The 22,694-nt window shown below is 69.6% G+C and carries 21 protein-coding genes; 1 reads left to right on the top strand and 20 read right to left on the bottom strand.

Annotated features, from left to right (window positions below; translation table 11 throughout):
• Positions 1-28 precede the first annotated feature (28 nt).
• The 14 genes from ACEXOR_RS04855 to ACEXOR_RS04790 form a co-directional block, all read right to left on the bottom strand.
• Positions 29-1,678 carry a cation:proton antiporter gene (locus tag ACEXOR_RS04855; RefSeq protein WP_374848260.1) on the bottom strand — a complete coding sequence of 550 codons (1,650 nt, stop codon included), beginning with the start codon at positions 1,676-1,678 and terminating at the stop codon, positions 29-31.
• Between the two features lie 50 nt (positions 1,679-1,728).
• Positions 1,729-2,397, bottom strand: coding sequence for a lytic transglycosylase domain-containing protein (locus ACEXOR_RS04850; protein WP_374848259.1), 669 nt, complete (start codon positions 2,395-2,397; stop codon positions 1,729-1,731).
• Positions 2,398-2,402: 5 nt separating this feature from the next.
• Positions 2,403-3,095 carry an aggregation-promoting factor C-terminal-like domain-containing protein gene (locus tag ACEXOR_RS04845; RefSeq protein ID WP_374848258.1) on the bottom strand — a complete coding sequence of 231 codons (693 nt, stop codon included), beginning with the start codon at positions 3,093-3,095 and terminating at the stop codon, positions 2,403-2,405.
• Positions 3,096-3,116: 21 nt separating this feature from the next.
• The gene (locus tag ACEXOR_RS04840; protein ID WP_374848257.1) at positions 3,117-4,883 is read right to left on the bottom strand and encodes a dipeptide ABC transporter ATP-binding protein; all 1,767 of its coding nucleotides are present in this window, start codon (positions 4,881-4,883) and stop codon (positions 3,117-3,119) included.
• The gene (locus tag ACEXOR_RS04835; protein WP_374848256.1) at positions 4,880-5,911 is read right to left on the bottom strand and encodes an ABC transporter permease; all 1,032 of its coding nucleotides are present in this window, start codon (positions 5,909-5,911) and stop codon (positions 4,880-4,882) included. Before ACEXOR_RS04835 ends, ACEXOR_RS04840 begins: the two co-directional genes overlap by 4 nt.
• Before the next feature lie 2 nt (positions 5,912-5,913).
• Positions 5,914-6,999 carry an ABC transporter permease gene (locus tag ACEXOR_RS04830; protein ID WP_374848436.1) on the bottom strand — a complete coding sequence of 362 codons (1,086 nt, stop codon included), beginning with the start codon at positions 6,997-6,999 and terminating at the stop codon, positions 5,914-5,916.
• A gap of 109 nt (positions 7,000-7,108) precedes the next feature.
• A complete protein-coding gene (locus tag ACEXOR_RS04825; protein ID WP_374848255.1) occupies positions 7,109-8,734 on the bottom strand; it encodes an ABC transporter substrate-binding protein in 1,626 nt (541 codons plus the stop codon).
• Positions 8,735-8,948: 214 nt separating this feature from the next.
• Entirely contained in the window at positions 8,949-9,506 is a 558-nt protein-coding gene (locus tag ACEXOR_RS04820; RefSeq protein ID WP_374848254.1) for a DivIVA domain-containing protein, read from the bottom strand.
• 28 nt (positions 9,507-9,534) lie between these two features.
• Positions 9,535-10,410 carry a phosphatidate cytidylyltransferase gene (locus ACEXOR_RS04815; RefSeq protein WP_374848253.1) on the bottom strand — a complete coding sequence of 292 codons (876 nt, stop codon included), beginning with the start codon at positions 10,408-10,410 and terminating at the stop codon, positions 9,535-9,537.
• A gap of 94 nt (positions 10,411-10,504) precedes the next feature.
• Positions 10,505-11,059, bottom strand: coding sequence for a ribosome recycling factor (gene frr, locus ACEXOR_RS04810; protein ID WP_374848252.1), 555 nt, complete (start codon positions 11,057-11,059; stop codon positions 10,505-10,507).
• Positions 11,060-11,107: 48 nt separating this feature from the next.
• The gene (pyrH, locus tag ACEXOR_RS04805; protein ID WP_374848251.1) at positions 11,108-11,830 is read right to left on the bottom strand and encodes a UMP kinase; all 723 of its coding nucleotides are present in this window, start codon (positions 11,828-11,830) and stop codon (positions 11,108-11,110) included.
• 116 nt (positions 11,831-11,946) lie between these two features.
• A complete protein-coding gene (gene tsf, locus ACEXOR_RS04800) occupies positions 11,947-12,774 on the bottom strand; it encodes a translation elongation factor Ts (RefSeq protein ID WP_374848250.1) in 828 nt (275 codons plus the stop codon).
• A 69-nt stretch (positions 12,775-12,843) separates the two neighbouring features.
• A complete protein-coding gene (rpsB, locus tag ACEXOR_RS04795) occupies positions 12,844-13,869 on the bottom strand; it encodes a 30S ribosomal protein S2 (protein WP_374848249.1) in 1,026 nt (341 codons plus the stop codon).
• A gap of 219 nt (positions 13,870-14,088) precedes the next feature.
• Entirely contained in the window at positions 14,089-15,573 is a 1,485-nt protein-coding gene (locus ACEXOR_RS04790) for a sugar porter family MFS transporter (protein ID WP_374848247.1), read from the bottom strand.
• 173 nt (positions 15,574-15,746) lie between these two features.
• Between ACEXOR_RS04790 and ACEXOR_RS04785 the strand changes: the two genes are divergently transcribed.
• Positions 15,747-16,559: a peptidoglycan DD-metalloendopeptidase family protein gene (locus ACEXOR_RS04785; RefSeq protein WP_374848246.1), complete on the top strand. Its 813-nt coding sequence runs from the start codon at positions 15,747-15,749 to the stop codon at positions 16,557-16,559.
• 213 nt (positions 16,560-16,772) lie between these two features.
• Here the strand turns inward: ACEXOR_RS04785 and ACEXOR_RS04780 are convergent, their stop codons facing one another.
• The 6 genes from ACEXOR_RS04780 to ACEXOR_RS04755 form a co-directional block, all read right to left on the bottom strand.
• Positions 16,773-17,702: a tyrosine recombinase XerC gene (locus tag ACEXOR_RS04780; RefSeq protein ID WP_374848245.1), complete on the bottom strand. Its 930-nt coding sequence runs from the start codon at positions 17,700-17,702 to the stop codon at positions 16,773-16,775.
• 232 nt (positions 17,703-17,934) lie between these two features.
• Positions 17,935-18,831 (bottom strand): phosphodiesterase, encoded by an 897-nt coding sequence (locus ACEXOR_RS04775; protein ID WP_374848244.1) that lies wholly within the window; start codon positions 18,829-18,831, stop codon positions 17,935-17,937.
• 88 nt (positions 18,832-18,919) lie between these two features.
• Positions 18,920-20,365, bottom strand: coding sequence for a DNA-processing protein DprA (gene dprA / locus ACEXOR_RS04770; RefSeq protein ID WP_374848243.1), 1,446 nt, complete (start codon positions 20,363-20,365; stop codon positions 18,920-18,922).
• On the bottom strand, positions 20,362-21,897 hold the full coding sequence (locus ACEXOR_RS04765) for a YifB family Mg chelatase-like AAA ATPase (RefSeq protein ID WP_374848435.1): 1,536 nt from the start codon (positions 21,895-21,897) through the stop codon (positions 20,362-20,364). The genes dprA and ACEXOR_RS04765 overlap by 4 nt, the downstream gene beginning before the upstream one ends.
• Positions 21,894-22,253 carry a YraN family protein gene (locus ACEXOR_RS04760; protein ID WP_374848242.1) on the bottom strand — a complete coding sequence of 120 codons (360 nt, stop codon included), beginning with the start codon at positions 22,251-22,253 and terminating at the stop codon, positions 21,894-21,896. Before ACEXOR_RS04760 ends, ACEXOR_RS04765 begins: the two co-directional genes overlap by 4 nt.
• A gap of 111 nt (positions 22,254-22,364) precedes the next feature.
• Positions 22,365-22,688, bottom strand: coding sequence for a DUF2469 domain-containing protein (locus ACEXOR_RS04755; protein ID WP_022898285.1), 324 nt, complete (start codon positions 22,686-22,688; stop codon positions 22,365-22,367).
• Between the last annotated feature and the right edge of the window lie 6 nt (positions 22,689-22,694).

Genomic DNA, 22,694 nt, shown 5'->3' with positions numbered 1-22,694 from the left:
GCCTGACAGTCTACGAAGGCCTGAGCCCTCAGTGCCCCTCGCTGCCGTCGCTCTGCTGCAGCCGCGACTCCTCCTGGTCGAGCATCAGCTGCGCGCGCACGAGGATGCGTGAGGCGTACTCGCCTCGCCCGCGCGCGTCGAGCAGGGCCTCGCGCTCAGCCCGCAGCACCTCCAGGCGCAGCGCCCGGTACTGCTGGTGCGGCGCGATCTCGGCAGCCTCGCCCTGCACCGCGGCCGCGTGCGCCCGTTCCCAGGCCGACTCGCTGCGCAGGTCGGCGTCGCTGCGCACGCGCTCGACCACCCCCTCGTCGACCTGGGTGCCATCCGGAAGACTCAGCTCGGGCGCCTCGAGCACCTGCAACCCGGCGGCGCGCAGCTCGTCGACCAGCGTGGCGAACTCGGCGTGGTCGGCGGCCTCGTCGACGCCGCGCAGCTTCGTCAGCCGGATGATCCAGGGAAGGGTGCCCCCCTGGAGCACGAGGGTGACGATCGACACGGTGAAGGCGATCAGGATGAGCTGGCTCCGGTAGGCGGTCGCCTCCGGCAGCGACTGCGCGGCGGCCACCGTGACCACCCCGCGCATCCCGGCCCAGCTGAGCACCAGGCCGCCCCGCCAGCCCGTGGCTTCGCCCGCCTCCTGGCCGTTCGGGTCGCGCCGGTGCGCCCGGGCGCGCTGGTACGCCAGCAGCGGCCCCACGAAGGCGAAGCGCACCACGAACAGCACGAACGCGGCCCCAACGCCGAGCAGCACCGCCTCCCAGGCGTTGAGGTTCTGCGACTGCGGGTCGTCGCCGATGGCGTCGAGGAAGATGTCCTTGAGTTCCAGCCCCATCAGCAGGAACACGCCGTTCTCCAGCAGGAACTGGATGGTGCGCCAGTTCAGCCGCTCGCTGATGCGGATCGAGGCGGTGAAGTGCCTGGCCCCCATGTGCCCGGTGTACAGCCCCGCCACCACCACGCTCAGCACGCCCGAGGCGCCGATGGCCTCGGCGGGGATGTAGGCCAGGAACGGGATGACGAACGACACCGCGGTGGTGAGTACCGAGTCACGCAGCCGCGACCGCGCGTACACCGTGAGGAAGCCCACCACGAGCCCCACCCCCACCGCCAGGATCGACGAGTAGGCGAAGTCGGTGGCCACACCACCGAACCCGCCGAGGGCGATGGTTCCGGCCGAGGCGGCGGTGGCGGTGCGCAGCAGCACGAGGGCGCTCGCGTCGTTCACCAGGCTCTCGCCCTCCAGCACCGCGATCAGGCGCGGCGGCAGGCCGAGCTTCTTGCCGATCGAGGTGGCGGCCACGGCATCCGTCGGGCTGATCACGGCACCCAGGGCGATGGCCCCGGCGAGATTGAGATCGGGCAGGATCATGAACAGCAGGAAGCCGGTGATGACTGCGCTGGCGATCACCAGCAGCACCGAGAGCACCGAGATGGAGCCGAGGTTCTTGCGGAAGTCGACCAGCGGAAGGTTGATCGCCGAGGAGTACAGCAGCGGCGGGAGCACCCCGGCCAGCACCCACTCCGAGGGCACGTGCACGGGAGGTACCCCGGGGATGACCGAGATGCCGAGGCCGATCACCACGAGCAGGATCGGTGTCGCCAGCCGCAACTTGGGCGACAGCGCCGAGACCCCCACGACGATGATCAGGCAGATCACGCCGATGATCTCTGGTCGCATGCGCTCAGCCTAGCGAGCGCACCTCGCGTGGATCAGTACCCGCGCGTGGATCAGTACCAGCCGCGGTTCTCCGACGAGGCCCATGCCTCGCAGGGTGTGCCGTAGGTGCCGGCGATGTACCGCAGGCCCCAGTCGATCTGCACGTTCGGGTCGGACTCCCAGCCCGGCCCCATCTTCGAGCCGGGGAGAGCCTGCGGGATGCCGTAGGCCCCGGAGGGGTTGCTCGCCGTCGGGTTCCAGCCCGACTCGCGGTTCCACAGCGCCAGCAGGTAGTAGTAGTTCTGCTCGCCCCAGCCGTAGCCGAGAACGGCCTGGTAGGCGATGTCCTGCAGCGAGCCGGCCTCCGGCGGGCCCGGGGTCGGAACCGTGTTGGCCGAGCAGTCGGCCGGGGCTGCCGGGGCTGCCGAGTCCGACTCCTTGGCGGGGCTCTCCGCCGCGGGGGCGGCGACGGCGGCCGGCACGGGAACGGGCTCCGGGGCGGGCGGGTCGGTGACGGTGTAGCCGTCGCGGGCGATCGCCGTGGCCGCGCCGCCTGCGGTGAGCGACTGCGCTGTTCCGGATGCGGTGCTCACCTCGGGCGCGAAGGTGCCGGTGGGTGCGGCCTCGGCCGAGTGGGCGTTCACGGCGAACAGCATCATGAACGAAGCGGCGACACCGAAGGCGAGCACCTTGACGCTGCCGCGCACGACGGTTTTTCCGGAGAGGGCTCGAGTCGACATGGGCATCAGTACCAGTGGTTGGCGTCGGAATGGGCGAGGGCCGCGATCGGGTCGCCGTAGCGGCCCTGGATGTAGTTCAGGCCCCAGGTGATCTGCGTGGCGGGGTTGGTGAGCCAGTCGGCGCCGGCCGAGGCCATCTTCGAGCCGGGCAGCGCCTGCGGGATGCCGTAGGCGCAGCTGGAGGCGTTGAGCGCGTTGACGCGCCATCCGGATTCGCGGCTCCACAGAGCGATGAGGGCATCGTACTGCGCACCGGTCCAGCCGCGCGCGGCGGCCAGGTCGAGGGCGACGGCTTGCGCCGTGGCCGGATCTGCGACCGCGGCGTCGGGGTCGGGGCAGCCGCTGTCAGAGGAGGAGCTCGACTCCTTCTCGGTGGTGACCGCAGCCGGAACCAGCACCACGACCGGCTTCGGGGCCTCCTTGACGGAGTACCCGTCGCGCGTGACGGAGGCGGCTGCAGCGGCGTTCACCTCGAGGTTCTGCACGCCCACGGAGCCCTGGTCGAACGTGCCGGCGAACGACGGGGGAACCGACGACGCTCCGACATTGGGGGCCACGACCGTCACGAAGGCACAGGCGGTGACAGCCGCGAGACCGACCACCTGGAGGGCCAGCCGGCCCCGGTTCGTGGTTCGCCTCGAGCTGCCACGAGACCGGGATGCGGTCGGGCGGGCGTCGTTCGATGAGTGCTTTGCCACGATTCGACCGATTTTAGCCCATTACCTCGACTCGTTCACAGCCTTCTGCTGAAGTGCGGCCAGCACCGCGCGTCGTTCGGCCTGTTCGGCCGGGTCGGGCACGGGAAGGGAGGCGATCAGCCGACGCGTGTATTCGTGCTGCGGGTCGTCGAGAACCTCGGCTCCCGTGCCTTCCTCCACGAGGTGCCCGTGGTAGAGCACGGCGATGCGATCGGCCAGCAGGTCGACCACCGCCAGGTCGTGGCTGATGAACAGCGCGGCGAAGCCGAACTCCCGCTGCAGTTCGGCGAACAGCTCGAGCACACGGGCCTGCACCGAGACGTCGAGAGCCGAGGTGGGCTCGTCGGCGATCAGCAGCTTGGGCTCCAGCGCCAGGGCGCGCGCGAGGCTGGCTCGCTGCCGCTGGCCGCCGCTGAGCTCGTGCGGGAACCGGTCGCCGTAGCTCTTGGGCAGCTGAACCGCCTCGAGCAGTTCGTCGACCCTGGCTCGCGCGGTGGACGGATTCTTCGCCCGGCCGTGGATGACCAGGGGCTCGGCCACCGCATCCGCGATGGTGAGCAGCGGGTTGAAGCTCGCCGCGGGGTCTTGGAAGACGAAGCCGATGTCGGCGCGGAGCGGCTTGAAGCGGCGCTCCGAGAAGCCCACCATCTCGAAGTCGAGCACCTTCAAGGAGCCGCCGGTGGCCCGGGTGAGGCCGCCGATGGCGCGGCCGATGGTGGTCTTGCCCGACCCGCTCTCACCGACGAGACCGAGCACTTCGCCCTGCGCGATCGAGAACGAGACGCCGTCGACCGCCCGGAAGCCCTTGCGCCCGAGCCGCCCGGGGTACTCGATCTCGAGACCCCGCGCCTCCACGACCGGGTTCTCGACCCGCCCGGCCGACGCGCGGTCGGCCTGCTCCCCCGCTCGCAGCTCGGCGCGACTGACGGTGTGGGCGCGCCCCTGGCCGATGCGCGGCACCGAGGCGAGCAGCGTCTTGGTGTAATCGTTCTGAGGCGAGGAGAAGAGCGTCTGGGCGTCGGCCTCCTCGACCACGCGGCCCTGGTACATCACCACCACGCGATCGGCGAGATCGGCCACCACGCCCATGTTGTGCGTGATCAGCACGATGGCCGTGCCGAACTCGTCGCGGAGGCGTCGCAGCAGATCGAGGATCTCGGCCTGCACCGTCACGTCGAGCGCGGTCGTCGGCTCGTCGGCCACGATCAACCCGGGGTTCATCACCAGGGCCGCCGCGATCACCACACGCTGCTTCTGGCCGCCCGAGAACTGGTGCGGGTAGTAGTCCACCCGCGTCTCGGGGTCGGGGATGCCCACCTTCCGCAGGATGTCGACGGCCTGCGCCTTCGCCTCGGCCCGGGAGAGCCGGCCGTGGGCGCGGAGGCCCTCGGCGATCTGCCAGCCCACCGTGTACACCGGGTTCAGCGCGGTCGAGGGCTCCTGGAACACCATCGCCACATCGACCCCGCGCACCGAACGCAGCTCCTTCTTCGACAGCGCCACCACGTCGGAGCGCCCGGTTCCGGCTCGGTTGCTCAGCAGCACGGCACCGTTCACGGTGGCGGTCTCGGGCAGCAGCCCGAGGATCGTCTTGGCGGTGACGGTCTTCCCGCTGCCGCTCTCCCCCACGATCGCGACGATCTCGCCCTTGCCCACCCGAAGGCTCACGTCGTCGACGGCCTTGACGGCGCCGGCGTCGGTGGCGAAGGAGATGCCGAGACGGTCGATCTCGACGACGGCGTCGTCGGTGTGGCCCGACGGGACGGCCGGAACGGTGGTGCGGGTCATGCGTTCTCCTCGCGGATGTCGACGTCGGAGGGCAGGGTCTGGTCGACCGAGGTGAGCGACACGGCGCCCGCCTTGGCCTTGACGCGTTTGCGGCCGCGCAGTCGAGGATCGGCGAGGTCGTTCAGGCTCTCACCCACGAGCGTGATGCCGAGCACGGTGAGCACGATCGCGAGCCCGGGGTAGAGCGCGGTCCACCAGATGCCGCTGGTGACGTCGGAGAGTGCCTTGTTCAGGTCGTAACCCCACTCCGCCGCAGCCGACGGCTCGATGCCGAAACCCAGGAAGCCGAGCCCGGCGAGGGTCAGCACCGCCTCTGAGGCGTTCAGCGTGAAGATGATGGGCAGCGTGCGGGTGGCGTTGCGCAGCACGTGCCGGAACATGATGCGCGGCGTCGACGCGCCCAGCATCTTGGCCGATTCCACGTACGGCTCCGCCTTGATGCGGATGGTCTCCGCGCGGATGACCCGGTAGTACTGCGGGATGAACACCACGGTGATCGACAGTGCCGCCGCGAGGATGCCGCCCCACAGGCTCGACTGCCCACCCGAGATCACGATCGACAGCACGATCGCCAGCAGCAGCGACGGGAACGCGTAGACGGCGTCGCCGATCACCACGAGCACACGGTCGAGCCAGCCGCCGATGTAGCCCGACACGAGGCCGAGCACGATGCCGGCCACGATCGAGAACACCACGGCGAGCACGATCACCAGCACCGCGGTCTGCGCGCCCCAGATCACCCGTGAGAACACGTCGTAGCCGCCGACCGTGGTGCCCATGATGTGGGCCGCGCTCGGCGGCTGCTGGGCACCGAAGGAACCGGAGTCGTCGCGCAGCTGCGAGAAGCCGTAGGGCGCGATCAGCGGCGCGAAGATCGCCACGAGCACGAAGATGCCGCTGATCACGAGGCCGGCCACGAGCATCCCGCGCTGCAGGCCCACGCTCTGGCGCAGCTGCTTCACGACGGGCAGCCGGCCGAGCAGGCTGTTCTTCACGGGGGGAACGGATGCGATGACGTCGCTGGTCATGATCAGTACCTCACTCGCGGGTCGATCAGGGCGGCGATCACGTCGACGATGAAGTTCGTCACGGCCACGATCACGGCGAGCAGGGCCACGATGCCCTGCACCGCCACGAAGTCACGGGCGGCGAGATAGGCCGCGAGCTGGAAGCCGAGACCCTTCCACTCGAAGGTGGTCTCGGTCAGCACGGCACCGCCGAGCAGGAGCGCGATCTGCAGGCCGATCACCGTGATGATGGGGATGAGGGCGGGCTTGTAGGCGTGCTTGCGCACGAGGCGGAACTCGCTGACGCCTCGTGAGCGGGCCGCATCCACGTAGTCGGTGCCGAGGGTGCCGATGACGTTGGTGCGCACGAGCCTGAGGAACACGCCCGCCGTGAGGAGCCCGAGGGCGATGCCGGGCAGCACCGCGTGCGAGAGCACGTCGCCGATGGCGGCGGGGCTGCCGAGGGAGATGGCGTCGATGAGATAGATGCCGGTCCTGTTGGGCAGGGTCTGCATCGACAGCTCGGTGCGCGTCGAGGCGCGGCCGGCCACCGGCAACCACTGCAGCCAGACCGAGAACACGAGCTTGAGCAGCAGACCCGCGAAGAACACGGGCGTGGCGTAGCAGAGGATGGCGAAGATGCGCAGCACGGCATCCGGCAGCCTGTCGCGGAACGAGGCCGCGAGCATGCCGAGCGGGATGCCGACGATGAAGGCCACGATGAGCGCGTAGAACGCGAGCTCGAGGGTGGCGCCGCCGTAGGTGAGCAGCACCTCGGTGACGGGCCGGTTGTCGGAGAGGGTGTTGCCGAAGTTGCCGGTGAACACCTGGCCGAGGTACTCGAAGTACTGCACCAGCACGGGCCGGTCGTACCCGGCGGCGTGGATGCGCTCCTGCAGCTGCTCGGCCGTGAGCCGCCCGCCCTGCGCCGCGGTGATCGGATCGCCGATCGTGCGCATCAGCAGGAACACGAGCGTGACCAGGATGAAGATGGTCGGGAAGATCAGCAGGAAGCGGATGATCAGATACCGCCCCAGCCCTCCCCCGGCGCTCTTGGGTTTCGGAGCGACCACCGACGGAGCGTCGGTCGGAAGCAGACTTGTCGTCATCATCGCCTATCAGTCGGAGCCGGTGGCGCACGAGGGGCGACCGGTGAGAACCGGTCGCCCCCGCGCTCGGGGCTAGGAAGACCCTAGCCCCTGGTTCGCGTGTTCTGGATCAGCCCTTGGTGAGGGGCGCGTAGCGGAACTTGAACGACGCATCGAGGGTCACGCCCTCGACCGACGTGCCGGCGACGGCCACCTGGGCACCCTGCAGGTAGGGCACGGTCGACAGGTCGACCGCTTCCTTGGCCTGGATCTCCTCGATGATCGACTGACGCTCGGCGGCGTCGGGGGTGGACGCCTGCTTGAGGATCAGGTCGTTCACCTCCGGGTTGTCGTAGTGGTTGCCGAGGAAGTTGTCGGTCAGGAAGAACGGCGTGAGGTAGTTGTCGGCGTCGGAGTAGTCGGGGAACCAGCCCAGCTGGTACGCCGGGTACAGGTCGGCCGTGCGGTCCTTCGCGTACTGCACCCACTCGGTCGACTGCAGGTTCACCGTGAACAGGCCCGACGACTCGAGCTGGTCCTTGATGAGGGCGTACTCGTCGCCCGAGGAGGGGCCGTAGTGGTCGGGGCTGTACTGCAGGTTCAGCTCCACCGGACCGGTGACACCGGCCGCAGCGAGCGTGGCCTTCGCCTTGTCGGCGTCGGGACCGCCGTTGCCGTCGCCGTAGGTCTCCTTGAGCACCTCGGTGGCACCGGTGAGGCCCGCGGGCACGAAGGAGTACAGCGGGGTGTAGGTGCCCTTGTAGACCTGGTCGGCGATCTCGTCGCGGTCGATCAGGTCGGCCACGGCCTGGCGCACCGCGGTGGCCTTGGCCGGGTCGGCCTCGGCGGTGGTGGCGCCGAACGGCTGGGTGTTGAAGTTGAACGTGATGTAGCGGATCTCGCCACCCGGGCCGTCCCAGACCTTCACCTTGTCGTTGGTGGAGAGGTCTTCGACGTCGGTGGCCGAGAGGCTGCGGAACGCCACGTCGATGTTGCCCTCCTGCACGTCGAGCTTGAGGTTCGACGAGTCGGCGTAGTACTTGGCCTGGACGGCCGACTCCGCTGCCGGGAGGACACCCTTGTAGCCGTCGAACGGCACGTAGGAGATGAGGTTGTTGAAGTCGTAGCTGTCGATCGAGTACTGACCGGCGAAGGCCTTGCCCGAGACGATGTCGGCGTCGGGCGTCACGGCATCGGCCGAGAACACGTCCTCGTCGACGATCGGGCCGGCGGGGCTCGACAGGATCTGCGGGAACACCTGGTCGTCGGGGCTCTTCAGCGTGAACACCACCGTGGTGTCGTCGGGGGCCGCGACCGAGTCGAGGTTGTAGAGCAGCGACGAGGGGCCGTTGGGGTCGGCGATGGCCACCATGCGGTCGAACGAGAACTTCACGTCCGACGAGGTGAGCGCGTTGCCGTTCGCGAAGGTCAGGCCCTCCTTGAGCTTCACCGTGTACTCCGTGGGAGCGGTGAACTCGGCGCTCTCGGCGATGTCGGGCTCGACGTCGGGGCTGCCGTACGGGGTGTTGAGCAGGAACGGGAAGACCTGGTTCATCACGGCGAACGAGCCGTTGTCGTAGGAGCCGGCCGGGTCGAGCGTGGTGACCTTGTCGGTGGTGCCCACGATGATGGCGTCGGCCGAGCTGGACGTGTCGTCTCCGCCCGAACCGGCGCAGCCGGTGAGGACGAGCGCGAAGGCGGCTCCGCCGGCGACCAGCGTGAGCGTGCGCCGGGTGAATGTGGATGCGGGCGTCATGTCTCGCATTACCTCTTCCTGATTCGAAGGCGGGCAGGCGCGACGGTGCGCGGGCCACCCGCTTGTGCTGTGTCACATAGCTAACAGCACGCGACACCCGTCGCCCTAGCCGGTGCGGGGTCGGACGAGCATTCTTTACGCGATTGAAATATGTGCGCCCGGAATCACCGTCGAGCGCCGGATTTCAGCGCGGCTGGGCACCGATACGCATGAATCAGCGCACGGCCAGCATCACGTCGACCACGGCATCGAGCACCGCGTCGACCTGCGCCTCGCTGTAACCACCCCGGCGCGGACGGAACACGACGGTGCGCACATCCGACACCGTCACGTCGTCGCCGGCACGGAAGTACTCCACCAGCGCGTCGGCGAAGGCGTCGACGTCTTTGCGGTTGTATCCCTGGCGCAGGAAGCCGGCGGGGCTGAACTTCTGGCCGTCCGGCCGCTCCAGGCGGGCGAGGATCTCGCCCGCCCGACGGCGGGCGTCGGCGAACCAGGCCTCGTCCCCGCGCTGACGGTAGGCCCGATCACGCTCGCGCAGGGCGAAGGCGTCCTCCAGCCGCTCGAGAGCGGCGTCGACCGCACGCGCGTCGTAGCCGCCCTTCTGCATTCCGAAGGCCGTCTGGCGCACCATCTCGCTGGTGAGCGCGTACTCGCCGGTGTCTCCGTCGCGCTCGTCGTAGGCCACGCGGGCACGGGCGAGGAAGTCGTCGACCTCGTCGGTGTCGTAGCCGAGGCTCGAACTGCGGGTGCGGGGAAAGAGTGCGCTCACGCCTCTATTGTGCCGAACTTCGACCTGATCACGAGCCGAAGACCACCCAGAGCACGTAGGCCGCGGCCGCGGACGGCAGAATCGAGTCGAGCCGATCGAGGAACCCGCCGTGGCCCGGCAGCCACGAACTCATGTCTTTCACGCCGATGTCGCGCTTCAGGAGCGACTCCGACAGGTCGCCCACCGTAGCGGTGAAGGCGATCACCGCGCCGAACAGCAGGCCGAACCACCAGGGCTGGCCGAGCACGAAGATGGCCAGCAGCACGCCACCCGTGAGTGCGGCGAGCACGGCACCCGCCAGGCCCTCCCACGTCTTCTTGGGACTGATGGTGGGGGCCATCGGATGCTTGCCGAAATTCAGTCCGCTGGCGTACGCCCCCACGTCGACCAGCACCACCACCACGATGAACGACAGCACCCACCACTGACCGCCCTCCTGCGCCAGCAGCAGCACCGAGATGCTCGCCAGGAACGAGACGTAGACCTGTACGAAGATGCCCGCACCGAGGTCTCGCAACAGGCCACGCGCATCCGGTCTCGGCTTCAGCACCGCCACCTCGGCCACCCGCCACAGGGTCACCAGCAGCATGCCGCCGAGCGCCACCAGCCACTGCCCCGTCGCGCCCCAGTAGTAGGCGGCGGGCACCAGCGCCACGCCGGCGACGACCGTCGGGATGCGCGCCACGTGCAGTTTCGCCACCCGCAGCGCGGTCGCGAGCTCGAGAGTGCCGAAGGTGACCAGCACCACGGCGAACACCAGGTACAGCTCTTTGATGAGCACGAGGCTCACGATCATCACGCCCGCCAGCACCACCCCGATCAGGATGGCGGAGACCAGGTTGCGCCCGGAGCGCGCGGTGAGTTTCTCGTTCGCCTCGTCGAACTGCTCCTTGCGAGCACGCACCTGAGACTGCACCTCGGCGCGCGTCAGAGCGCGGGTACGGCGAACTCGCGGGGGCCGACTGGGGCGGGGTTCGTGGCTCATGGTCGCCGGGAGGTCAGACCTCGAGGAGCTCGGCTTCCTTGCGCTTCAGCGCGTCATCGATGGCGTCGACGTAGCGCTTCGTGACCTGCTCGAGCTCCTTCTCGCCGCGCGACACCTCGTCGTCACCGACCTCGCTCTTCAGCGCGTCGAGGTCGTCCTTCGCCTTGCGACGGATGTTGCGGATGGCCACCTTGCCGTCTTCGGCCTTGGTGCGCACGATCTTCACGTACTCCTTGCGGCGCTCCTCGGTGAGGTCGGGCAGGGTGACACGGATGATCGTGCCGTCGTTGTTGGGCTGCGCACCGAGGTTCGGCACGTCGCGGATGGCCTGCTCGATGTCGCGCAGGGCGCTCTTGTCGTAGGGGGTGACGAGGAGGGTGCGCGCCTCCTGGTTCTGCAGCGACGCCAGCTGCTCGAGCGGCGTCGGCGTTCCGTAGTACGACACGAGGATCTTCTGGAACAGCGCGGGGTTCGCCCGACCCGTGCGAACGCTCGAGAAGTCGTCCTTCGTGACCTCGACGGCCTTGGTCATTCGCTCGGTGGCATCTGCCAGTACATCCGTGATCACGGGGGCTCCTTCAGTGGATCTGTGCTGTCAAGTGTAGTCAGTGCGGAACTAGTGCTCCGTGGCGACCAGCGTGCCGATGCGCTCGCCCCGGATGGCCTTGGCCACGTTGCCGGCCGGCTCCATGCCGAACACGTGCATCGGCATCCCGTTGTCCATGCAGAGACTGAACGCGGTGGAGTCGACCACCTTGAGGCCCTTCACGAGGGCGTCGCTGTAGGTGAGGGTGTCGAGCTTCACCGCATCCGGATCGATGCGCGGATCGGCCGAGTACACGCCGTCGACCCCGTTCTTGGCCACGAGCACCTCGTCGGCGTGGATCTCCAGCGCCCGCTGCGCCGAGACCGTGTCGGTGGAGAAGTAGGGCAGGCCCGCACCGGCGCCGAAGATGACGACGCGGCCCTTCTCGAGGTGCCGGATGGCGCGGCGCGGGATGTAGGGCTCGGCCACCTGGGTCATCGAGATGGCCGACTGCACGCGCGTCTCCGCACCGGCCTGCTCGAGGAAGTCCTGCAGGGCGAGGGCATTCATCACGGTGCCCAGCATGCCCATGTAGTCGGCGCGACCGCGGTCCATGCCGCGGGTGGAGAGCTCGGCGCCGCGGAAGAAGTTGCCGCCGCCCACCACGATCGCCACCTCGACCTCGCGGGCCGCCTCGGCGATCTCGCGGGCGAGGCCGGAGACGACGTCGGGGTTCACCCCGAGGGAGCCCCCGCCGAACGCTTCACCGGAAAGTTTGAGTAGTACCCTGCGCGTGGATTCCGGCTCGCTCATGCGTGATGCATCCTCTCGTCATGCCCCTGCTCAGGCTATCGTGCCCGGAACCTCGAACACGGCCCGGGCAGGGAAAAGGGCCCGGACCTCTCGGCCCGAGCCCTTCTCGGAATGTGTTACGCGCCGACCTTGAAGCGGGCGAAGCCGGTCACCTGGAGACCCGCCTCAGCGAGCACCTTGGAGACCGAGAGTTTGTTGTCCTTCGCGTAGTCCTGCTCGAGCAGGGCGACCTGCTTGAAGAAGGCCTGCACGCGACCCTCGACGATCTTGGGCAGAGCTGCCTCGGGCTTGCCCTCGTTCTTCGAGATCTCGGTGACGATCGCGCGCTCCTTCTCGACGGCCTCGACGGGCACGTCGTCGCGGGAGAGGTACTGCGGGTCGGCGAACGAGATGTGCTGCGCGATGGAGCGAGCGGTCTCGGCGTCGGAGCCCGTGTAGGCCACGACGACACCGACCTGCGGGGGCAGGTCTTTGCTCGTCTTGTGCAGGTAGATCTCGAAGTTCTCGCCCTCGAGTCGCGCGATGCGACGGAGCTCGATCTTCTCGCCGAGGATCGCAGCCTCGTCGTTGATGACGTCGGCGACCGTCTTGCCGTCGGCGGGGGCCGCGAGGGCCTCCTCGACGGTCGACGCACCGGCGGCGGCGCTCGCGGCGAGCACCTTGTCGGCGAGGGCGATGAACTTGTCGCCCTTGGCCACGAAGTCGGTCTCGCAGGCGAGCTCGATCATCGTCGCGGCGCCGTCGCCCTGGGTTGCGGCCACGAGGCCCTCGCTCGTGGAGCGGTCGGCACGCTTCGCGTTGCCCTTCGCACCCTTGAGACGCAGGATCTCGACGGCCTTCTCCATGTCGCCGTCGGCCTCGACCAGAGCGTTCTTGGTGTCGACCATTCCGGTGCCGAGCTGCTCGCGCAGCGCCTTGACATCAGCCAGGCTGATTGTTGCCATGTGTTTCAGACTCCTTGAGAGATGTGGCGGGCCGGTTCGTGACCGGCCCGCCGTTCGTGACGGTTTCGACTACTCGGCTGCGGGGCGCTTCTCGGCGTCGGTGGCCTCGGCCTCGATCTTCGCCTCGGTCTCGGCGTCGGACTCGACGTGGTGCTCGACGACGAGCGACTCGTCGGTGATGGCGGCGAGGTCGGCCTCGGCCTGAGCGTCGGCGTCGTTCTCCTCGACGGGAACCTCGGCGGCGATGACCTCGGCCACGGCCTCCGTGTTCACCTCACCGGAGATCTCGCCGTCGACGGCCTCGATCTTCTCGTCTTCGGCCTGCGGGGTCTCCGACGCCTGCAGCAGCTCGCGCTCCCACTCGGCGAGGGGCTCGGCCGGAGCGTCGCCCTCCTCGGGCTTCTGGTGACGCTGGATGAGGCCCTCGGCGGCGGCGTCGGCCACGATGCGGGTCAGCAGGGCGACGGAGCGGATGGCGTCGTCGTTGCCCGGGATCGGGTACTGGACCTCGTCGGGGTCGCAGTTGGTGTCGAGGATGCCGATGACGGGGATGCCGAGCTTCTTGGCCTCGTCGATCGCGAGGTGCTCCTTCTTGGTGTCGACCACCCAGAGCGCCGAGGGGGTCTTCGACAGGTTGCGGATGCCGCCGAGCGACTTGTGCAGCTTGTCGAGCTCGCGCTTCTTGATGAGGAGCTCTTTCTTGGTGAAGCCCGACTTCGCGGTGTCTTCGAAGTCCAGCTCCTCGAGCTCCTTCATCCGCGCGAGGCGCTTGGAGACCGTCTGGAAGTTCGTGAGGAGGCCACCGAGCCAGCGCTGGTTCACGTAGGGCTGGCCCACGCGGGTCGCCTGCTCGGCGATGGACTCCTGAGCCTGCTTCTTGGTGCCGACGAAGAGGATGGTGCCACCGTGGGCGACCGTCTCCTTGACGAAGTCGTAAGCCTTGTCGATGTAGCCCAGCGACTGCTGCAGGTCGATGATGTAGATGCCGGAACGCTCGGTGAAGATGAAGCGCTTCATCTTCGGGTTCCAACGGCGGGTCTGGTGCCCGAAGTGAACGCCGCTGTCGAGCAGCTGGCGGATGGTGACGACGGCCATTGCCGTACTCCTGTTCTCAGCGCACGCGACCGCCTCAGCAGCCGGGAGCGCCATTCTCGGTTTCTCTTCGCGACGGTGGCCGCGAATCCTGGTGCCCGGCGCGCATCCGCACCCCGACTCGCAGCTTCGCAGCTGGCGACGGAGACCGATCGGATGCGTGACGCCTGGTGGGCACGCGTAGTCACCCCGACATGCGGGGTGCTCCGAGAATCATACCATTCAGCGGCGCGAGGCCGGGGTGGAGGCCGTCTTGCTCCTGCCGCGCTCGACTTTGAGGTCGTCCATGCTCTCGAGCGAGCGGCCCTTGGTCTCCGGGACGGCGAAGAACACGAACACGAACGACAGCAGGGCGAAGAACGTGTAGAGGCCGTAGGTGAAGGCGAGCGAGAAGCTCGACAGCGCCGGGAAGGTCTCGGTGATGGCGAAGTTGGTGAGCCACTGCGCGGCGGCTGCCACACCGAGCGCCTTGCCGCGGATGCGGTTGGGGAAGATCTCGCCGAGCAGCACCCAGACGATCGGGCCCCAGGTGGCGCCGAAGAAGATGACGAACAGGTTCGCCCCCACCAGGGCGAGCGGCCCCCAGGCACCGGGCAGCTGCGGGGCACCGTCGACGAGCACCGACTGGGAGAACGCCACCGCCATCAGGCCTAGCGAGACCACCATGCCGGCCGAACCGGTGAGCAGCAGCGGGCGGCGGCCGATCTTGTCGACGAAGAAGATGGCCACGAAGGTGACGAGCACGTTGATGACGCTGGTGACCACCGAGATGGTGAAGCTCGTGCCGGAGTTGGTGGTGTCGAAGCCCACCGAGCTCCACAGGCTGGTGGAGTAGTAGAAGATCACGTTGATGCCCACGAGCTGCTGGAACATCGACAGCAGGATGCCCACCCAGACCACCGGGAGCAGGCCGAAGAGCTTGCCGCGCAGGCTCGCCGTGCGGGCGTTCTCCTTGTCCTCGCGGAGGGAGCGCTCGATGTCCTCGAGGGCGGGGTCGACCTCGGAGGCCGGGGTGACGCTGGCGAGGACCGCTCGGGCGTCGTCGCGACGGTCCTTGCCCACCAAATAACGCGGCGATTCCGGCAGCCGCCAGGCGAGCAGCCCGTAGACGATGGCGGGGACGGCGCAGACGATGAACATCCAGCGCCACGCATCCTGCCCGAACCAGAGCGGCTCGTTGGCCCCACCGGCGGCGCCCTGCAGGAGGGTGTCGGAGAGCAGGGCGGCGAAGATGCCGAGCGTGATGGCGAGCTGCTGGAGGCTGGCGAGGGCGCCGCGCACGGCCTTCGGGGCGATCTCCGCGATGTAGGCCGGTGCGATCACGCTGGCGATGCCGATGCCCAGACCACCGATGACCCGCCACAGGATGAGATCCCAGACCGCGAAGGCGAAGCCCGACCCGATCGAGGAGATGAGGAACAGACCCGCGCCGATGAGCATCACGGGGATGCGGCCGATGCGGTCGGCGATGCGGCCCGCGAAGTACGCGCCGATCGCGCAGCCGAGCAGGGCGCACGCCACCACGAAGCCGGAGAGCAGCGGCAGGTCGCCGAGCGCGAAGTCCTCGTCGATGGCCTTGACGGCCCCGTTGATCACCGAGGAGTCGAACCCGAAGAGGAACCCGCCGAGGGCGGCGGCGACGGAGAGGGCGATCACCTTGCGGCGGAGGCGACTCTGGGTGGCGGTGTCTGATTCATTCGCAGTCATGACGACTCCTTTGTGCCGGTGAGGCGTGGTGCGCGTGGCGTTTCGTGTCGGTGATCGTGTCGGCGGGGCGGGTCGCCTTTGACCTCTCCCCCACACTTTCGATCCTGGCACGATTTGTGCACATCGGTGCCGAAGGTGGCCCTGACGGGGTCGGGCGGGGGCAGGGTTGGCGCATGATTTCAGCGGGCGTGAAGGGCGTGGTCGTGGTCGTGTTGGCGGTGAGCCTGACGATCGGATGCGGCGACGTCGCCGCGGCCTCTTGCTCAGAGCCGGGTTCGGGTGTCGCCCCGGGGGTCGTCCCGGGGGCGGCGGCGGGCGGGCGGATGGCGGCTGGACCGGTGTCCGGGTCGTGGGAGTGGCCGGTCGCTCCGCCCCATCGGGTGACGGCGCCGTTCCGGGCGCCGCCCACGCGGTACGAGGCGGGGCATCGGGGCATCGACCTGGCGGCGGCTCCGGGTGCCGCTGTCGTCGCCGTCGACGCGGGCACGGTGACCTTCGCGGGCACGGTGGTCGACCGGCCGCTGATCGTGGTGCAGCACGCCGGAGGGGTCCGTTCGACGCTCGAGCCGGTGCACGCATCCGTCGCCGTGGGCGCAGCGGTCGCGCGCGGCCAGCTCGTGGGAGAGGTCGCGACCGGCGGCCACTGCGGCGACGCCTGCCTGCACCTCGGGGCGCGGCTCGGCGACGACTACCTCAACCCCCTGCTCTTCCTGGCTGCGATCCCGCGCGCCGTGCTGCTCCCGGTGACCCTGCACCGAGCGCCCAGCGTCGCCTGCCGCGGCGCATCCCGCCACCGCGCATCCCGCGCGTTCCGGGGGCTCCCACCCGCTTCGCGGCACCTCCCGAACCGGCCTCCGCGCATCCCCCACCGCGCATCCCGCCACCGCGCATCCCGCACCTTCCGGGGGCTCCCACCCGCTTCGCGGCACCTCCCGGACCCACTACCGCGCCTCCCGCGCCTCCCGTGCCTGAATGGCGACGTCTGACGCACTCCAGGCGGCCTTTGACCCACCCACAGGGTCGGCGGCCGCGACGCGTGTGCGAAGCCCTCTGCCGCGCCCTGGCTGGCCCCGGGGGCTGACGCACTCCAGGCGGCCGCCGGCGCGCCCTACGGCTCGGCGGCCGCGACGCGTGCGCGAATCCGACCTGGCCCTCGCCGGCCCCGCCGGCGCGACGCCGCCCACCCAGGGAGTGGCGTGTCAGGCGCGGGGGTGGGCCGCCTGGTACGAGGCACGGAGGCGTTCGACCGTGACGTGGGTGTAGATCTGCGTGGTGCCGAGGCTCGCGTGCCCGAGCAGTTCCTGCACCGCGCGCAGGTCGGCGCCACCGTCGAGCAGGTGGGTGGCCGCGGTGTGACGCAGGGCGTGAGGCCCGGCCGGACCACTGCCCGGCACACTCTGCAACAGTCCCGCCACGAGCTCGTACACCGAGCGGGTACCGAGGCGGCCACCGCGCGCGCCGAGGAAGAGGGCGCCGCGACTGCGTGCCGGAGTCGTCCGGGCCGCCGCGCGTTCCAGCAGCGGCAACCGCCCCCGCGACAGGTAGTCGACGATGGCGGTGTGGGCGGGGCGGCCGAACGGGACGATGCGCTCCTTGGCGCCCTTACCCAGAACCCGTACGGTCCTCCGGTCCAGGTCGAGGTCGTCGATGTCGACGCCCACCACCTCGGACACGCGAAGAGCCGACGCGTAGAGCAGCTCGATCAGAGCGAGGTCCCGCAGGGCCACCGGGTCGCCCTCAGCGGTGCGGGACTGCAACCCCTCCAGCACGGCGGTAATCGATCCGTCACTCAGCACGCGCGGCAAGGATCGATCGGGTTTCGGCGCCCGCAGCCGCGCGGCGGCATCGATCTCGATGACGCCCGCACGGCGGAGCCACGCGGAGAACGTCTTCGCCGTGGCAGCCCGCCTGGCCAGCGTCGACTTGGCGAGCTCCCGCTGCGAGGCCGCCCAGAGCCAGTCCCGGTACACCTCCAGGTCGAGTGACGCGACGTCGCTCACGCCCCGCCCCGCGGCGAACTCCCGCAGATCGGCGAGGTCGGCCCCGTACGCCCGCACCGTGTGGTCGGAGTACCCGCGCTCGAGCCTCAGGTACTCCAGGTACCTCGCGCGCGCCGCCTCGAATTCCACTCCTTCAGCATGCCTCGCCCCGAGGTGGCCGGCCCCCAGCCGCGCCGCACCTCCCACCGAACCCGCGCCCGCCGCTCGGCAGGGTCAGGTGAGCCGGCCGGTGCGGCCTCCGAACCCAGGAACGCATGCGCAAGCCTTCTCATCGGCGGTGGCGGCCGGGTCTGGCCGGCACAGCGAACGCAGGTACGGCGAACGCCGCACGGCGATCGCCGGCGCGGAAGTCATCCACGGATCAGGCGAGCGGCTGAACGTGACGGGAGAAGGCCTCGAGGCGCTCGGGTGCCGGCAGCGCGTCGAGGCGGTCGATGAACTCGCTGTCGAAGCCCGACACGACCGGGAAGTCACCGATCGGGACGATGGAGTGCACGATCCGGTCGTCGTAGACCTGCACGATCGAGAACGACTGGCCGCCGCTCTTACCCACGAGCGAGTTCCGCGGAGCCGCCATGTCCATCGTGTAGCAGGTGGCCGCCGCCACCGAGACGGGTACACCCGCGAACATGCTGGTGGTGGAGTAGTGCAGGTGGCCGCCCAGCACCGCCCGCACATCCGAGCCCTGGATGACCGCGGCGAGCTCGTCTTGCCGCTGGAGCTCGAGGATGGGCATGAGCGGAATGGTGGTGGGGATCGGCGGGTGGTGCAACGCCACGATGGTGCCCTCGGATGCGGGCGTCGCCAGTTCGTCTCGCAACCAGTCGAGCTGATCCGCCGACAGCTCGCCGTGGTGATACCCCGGAACACTCGAATCGAGCGCGACGACCCGCAACCCGCCCAGCCGGATGCTCGCGACCACGGGCTCGGTGGCGGCCTGCTCGTCGAGCAGCTCGGTGCGCATGCGGCTCCGGTCGTCATGGTTGCCCATGACCCAGAGCACCTTCGCCCCCATGCGCTCGGCCGCCGGCTCCACGATGCCCCGGATGCGCCGGTAGGCGTCTTCTTCACCCAGGTCGGCGATGTCGCCCGTGAACACCAGCAGCTCCGGACGGATGCCCGAGGCCTCCAGCTGGCGCAGGGCCTGCGTGAGGGTGGCATCCGTGTCGACGGCGCCGTACAGCGGCTTCTCATCGGCGAGGAAGTGGGTGTCGCTGATGTGGATGATGGTGTGGTTCGGCGCGCCGTACTGAGACATGCGCCCAGTCTCTCAGACCCCTCCGACCTCGATCGTGACCTCACACCGAACAGCGCCCGAACGACTGGGCCACCTCGGCCGAGAGCCCTCATCGCTTCACCCAGCCCTTCGCGTTCTCGCGGACGACCTCGTCGAGCAGCAGCACGCCGAGGGTCGCCGCGACAGCCCGGGGCGACATGCCGGAGCGAGTCGCGATGTCGTCTGCCGAGCGGGCGGTGCGCTTGCTCATCGCGTCGAGCACCCGCACCGCATCGCCGTTCGCGGCGGCTCCGACCGGTGCGGCAACGACCTCGATCACCGAGGCGGAGGCGGGTGGCGAGACCTCGCTCGATGTGGGCGCGGTGGCCCGCTCGGCGCCGGGCATGATCACCGCACTCGAAGCCGACGGTGCGGCAGGCGGCGGGGTGGACGCCCCGGCGGGGTGGAGCACCGCCTCGAAGTCGAACAGTGGCGGGGCCGGGTCGGAACCGGAGGGCCCGAGGACGAGCTCCACCACGTCGGCAGCCGAGGTGACGCAGGTGGCGTCGTACTCCCGGAGCAGGCGATGGCAGCCCGCCGAGGTGCTGCTGGTGATCGGGCCGGGTACTGCCCCGAGCGGGCGACCGAGCGCCGCCGCGTGGCCGGCCGTGTTGAGCGAGCCGGAGCGCCTCCCCGCCTCCACCACCACGGTCGCCTGGCTGGCCGCCGCGATGAGCCGGTTGCGTTGCAGGAAGCGCCACTTCGTGGGCGCGGTGCCGCACGGCAGCTCCGACACGATCGCTCCCGAGGCCGCCACCCGCAGCAGCAGGTCGTGGTGGGCCGCCGGGTAGAGCCGATCGACGCCGCCGGCGAGGTAGGCCACCGTGATGCCGCCGCTCACGAGGGCGGCCCGATGGGCCATGCCGTCGATGCCGTAGGCAGCGCCGGAGACGATCGCGAAACCGCGGTCGGTGAGGCCCGAAGCGAGTTCCATCGCGACGTGCTCGCCGTAGTTCGTGGCGTCCCGGGAGCCCACGATGGCCACGAGGCCGGCCGGATGCGCGAGCGCCCGCAGACTCCCCCGAACCCAGAGCGCCAACGGTGCGTGAGGCCCCAGGTCGTCGAAGACAGGGGGCCAGTCAGGGGTACCGGGCACGAGCAGCCGCGCCTCGATCCGCGCCGCCGACCGCAGCGAGGCGACCACCGTGCGTGACGCGAGCCGGGGCCGCCACCGTTCGAGCGCCGACGAGACCTCCCGCTCATCGATCTCCGAAGCGCCGGACCCTCGCGCATCGACCTCGCTGGGCTCGCGCAGGGCGGCCACCCACTCCGGCACCGTTCGGCTCTCGATCAGAAGACTCAGCGCCCGATCGGCACCCAGGGCCGCCGTGACGTGCCCGGCCGTGGCGTCTCCCGGCTCGGCGAGCGTCGACCAGGCGGCGGAGGCGAACATCCGCGCCGCCTGCACGTCGTCGTGCTCCGACACTTCGTGCCGCTCTCCCTCCCCCGGCGTCGGCGCGACCGCAGACGTGAGGTCGCGCACGAGTGCACGATCGAGTTCGTAGACCGTCGTCATGACGCCACCGACTTCCGCAGGTAGAGCGCCCAGCCGACGTGGTCGCCGTTCGGCGAGGTCGCCCCGTCGAGGTCGGCGAGAGTCCACGCCACACGCAGCACGCGGTCGTAGCCACGCATCGTGAGCGACCCTCGTTCGAGAGCACGGTCGATCGGTGCCGAGACGGCTGGCGCGAGCCGGCGCTTCGCCGACCTGAACCAGACGCCCGGCACCTCGGAGTTCGTCTTCCAGGCCGTGGCCGCCAGACGGTCGCGGGCTACCGCCCGCGCCTGCTCGACCCGGGCGCGGGCCACCGCGGTCGTGGTGCGCGGTCGGTCGTCGGCCGTCATGCGCACCGCCGACGTGGTGACCCGGTTGACCCGGAGCTGCAGGTCGACGCGGTCGAGCAAGGGGCCCGAGAGCCGGCCAAGGTAGCGCCGCCGAGCCATGGGGGTGCAGGTGCAGGCGATGTCTCTGGCCCCGAACTGGCCGCAGGGGCAGGGGTTCGCCGCGAGCACGAGCTGGAATCGGCCGGGAAAGTGCGCGGTGGCGCTCGCCCGGTGGATGCTGATGGTTCCCGACTCCAGCGGCTGGCGCAGGGCGTCGAGCACGGAGGCCGGGAACTCGGGCGCCTCGTCGAGGAAGAGGATGCCGTGGGCCGCCCGCGCGGCGGCCCCCGGGCGGATGACCTTCGAGCCTCCACCCACGAGGGCGGCGGCCGACGACGTGTGATGCGGGCTCTCGAGCGGTGGGCGCGAGATGAGGCCGTTGAGCGGCCGGCCCGCCAGAGACGAGATCGACGTGACCACCAGCGATTGCTCAGCGTCGAGGTCGGGCAACAGCGCCGGAAGGCGGTGGGCCAACATCGTCTTGCCCGCCCCGGGCGGGCCGAGCATCATGAGGTGGTGGCCCCCCGCGGCCGCGACGACGAGCGCCTCGACGGCATCGGGGTTGCCCACCACGTCGGCGAGATCTCCGTCGGGAAGCTCGGGCGGCAGGGGCGCAGGCGACCTCAGCGGATCGACGTCGACGGGCTCCAACGAGGCGCCGTGCCGAATGAGGGCGTCGCGGAGCGACGCCACCGTGCAGATCTCGACATCGGGTACCAGGTTCGCCTCACCGGCGTTGCCCGCCGGCACCACGAAGCGCCGGTAGCCCGCCGCGCGCGCGGCGACGATGGCCGGCAGGACGCCCTGCATCGGGCGCACCCTGCCGTCGAGGCTGAGCTCGCCGAGATGCACCACCGACTCGATGGCCGCCGTCGGGATGACCCCCTCCGCGGCGAGCACGGCCACCGCGATGGCGAGATCGTAGGCCGACCCCTGCTTGGGCAGCGATGCCGGCGAGAGGTTGACGACGATCTTCTTGGCCGGCAACGCGCATCCGTCGTTCGCCGCCGCCGCGCGCACGCGGTCTTTCGCGTCCGACAGGGCGGCATCCGGCAGCCCGATGAGCTGGAAGCCGGGGATGGCGTCGGCGATGTGCGCCTCGACCTCCACGACCGCCCCGGTCATGCCGAGCAGGGCCACCGAGAGCGTGCGTGCCACCATCAGTGCACCTCACGGAGATGCTGGATGCTCGGCTCGCCGTGGGTGGGCCACAGGATGCCCACCACATCGATGCGGAATGCGACGCGCCGCCCCGAGCCGTACTGCTCGAGCCAGGCGGCCGCGAGCAGATGCAGCCGCCTCAGTTTCGCGGGCGTGATGGCCTCGAACGGGTGCCCGTAGGCATCCGATGTTCTCGTCTTCACCTCGACGACCACGAGCGTCTGCCCGTCGAACGCCACGATGTCGATCTCGCCCACAGGGCAGCGCCAGTTGCGCTCCACCACTCGCAGACCGCTGTGCTTCAGGTGCTCGACCGCGATGTCTTCACCGCGGCGGCCCAGTTCGTCTTTCGCCTTCATCGGTACCTCCGCGACCAGGATCGGTGCGGGGAGGAATCGGTGGAGCGACGGGGGTGGATCTGTGGAGAGAACCCCGGCTACCCGAGAAGGTGTGCAGGAGTGCGGCGACCGCTACTCGTCGAGTGCGAGCTCTTTCGGCAGCTCGAAGTCTTTGCTCGAGAGCTCCTCGACGTTGACGTCTTTGAACGTGAGCACACGAACCGACTTCACGAACCGGTCGGAACGGTACACGTCCCACACCCAGACGTCGTTCATGGTGAGCTCGAAATAGAAGTCGTGCTCGGTGTCTCGGCGGGCCAGCTCCACCTCGTTGGCGAGGTAGAAGCGGCGTTCGGTCTCGATCACGTACTTGAACTGCGAGACCACGTCTCGGTATTCGCGGTAGAGAGCAAGCTCGACCTCGCGGTCGTAGTCCTCGAATTCGTCTTCGTCCATCGTGGC

The sequence above is a fragment of the Herbiconiux liangxiaofengii genome (genome assembly GCF_041927335.1).
In the GTDB taxonomy this organism is placed as follows: domain Bacteria; phylum Actinomycetota; class Actinomycetes; order Actinomycetales; family Microbacteriaceae; genus Herbiconiux; species Herbiconiux liangxiaofengii.
The sequence above is the reverse complement of the archived record's forward strand: the minus strand, read 5'-3'. Positions and strand labels throughout refer to the sequence as shown.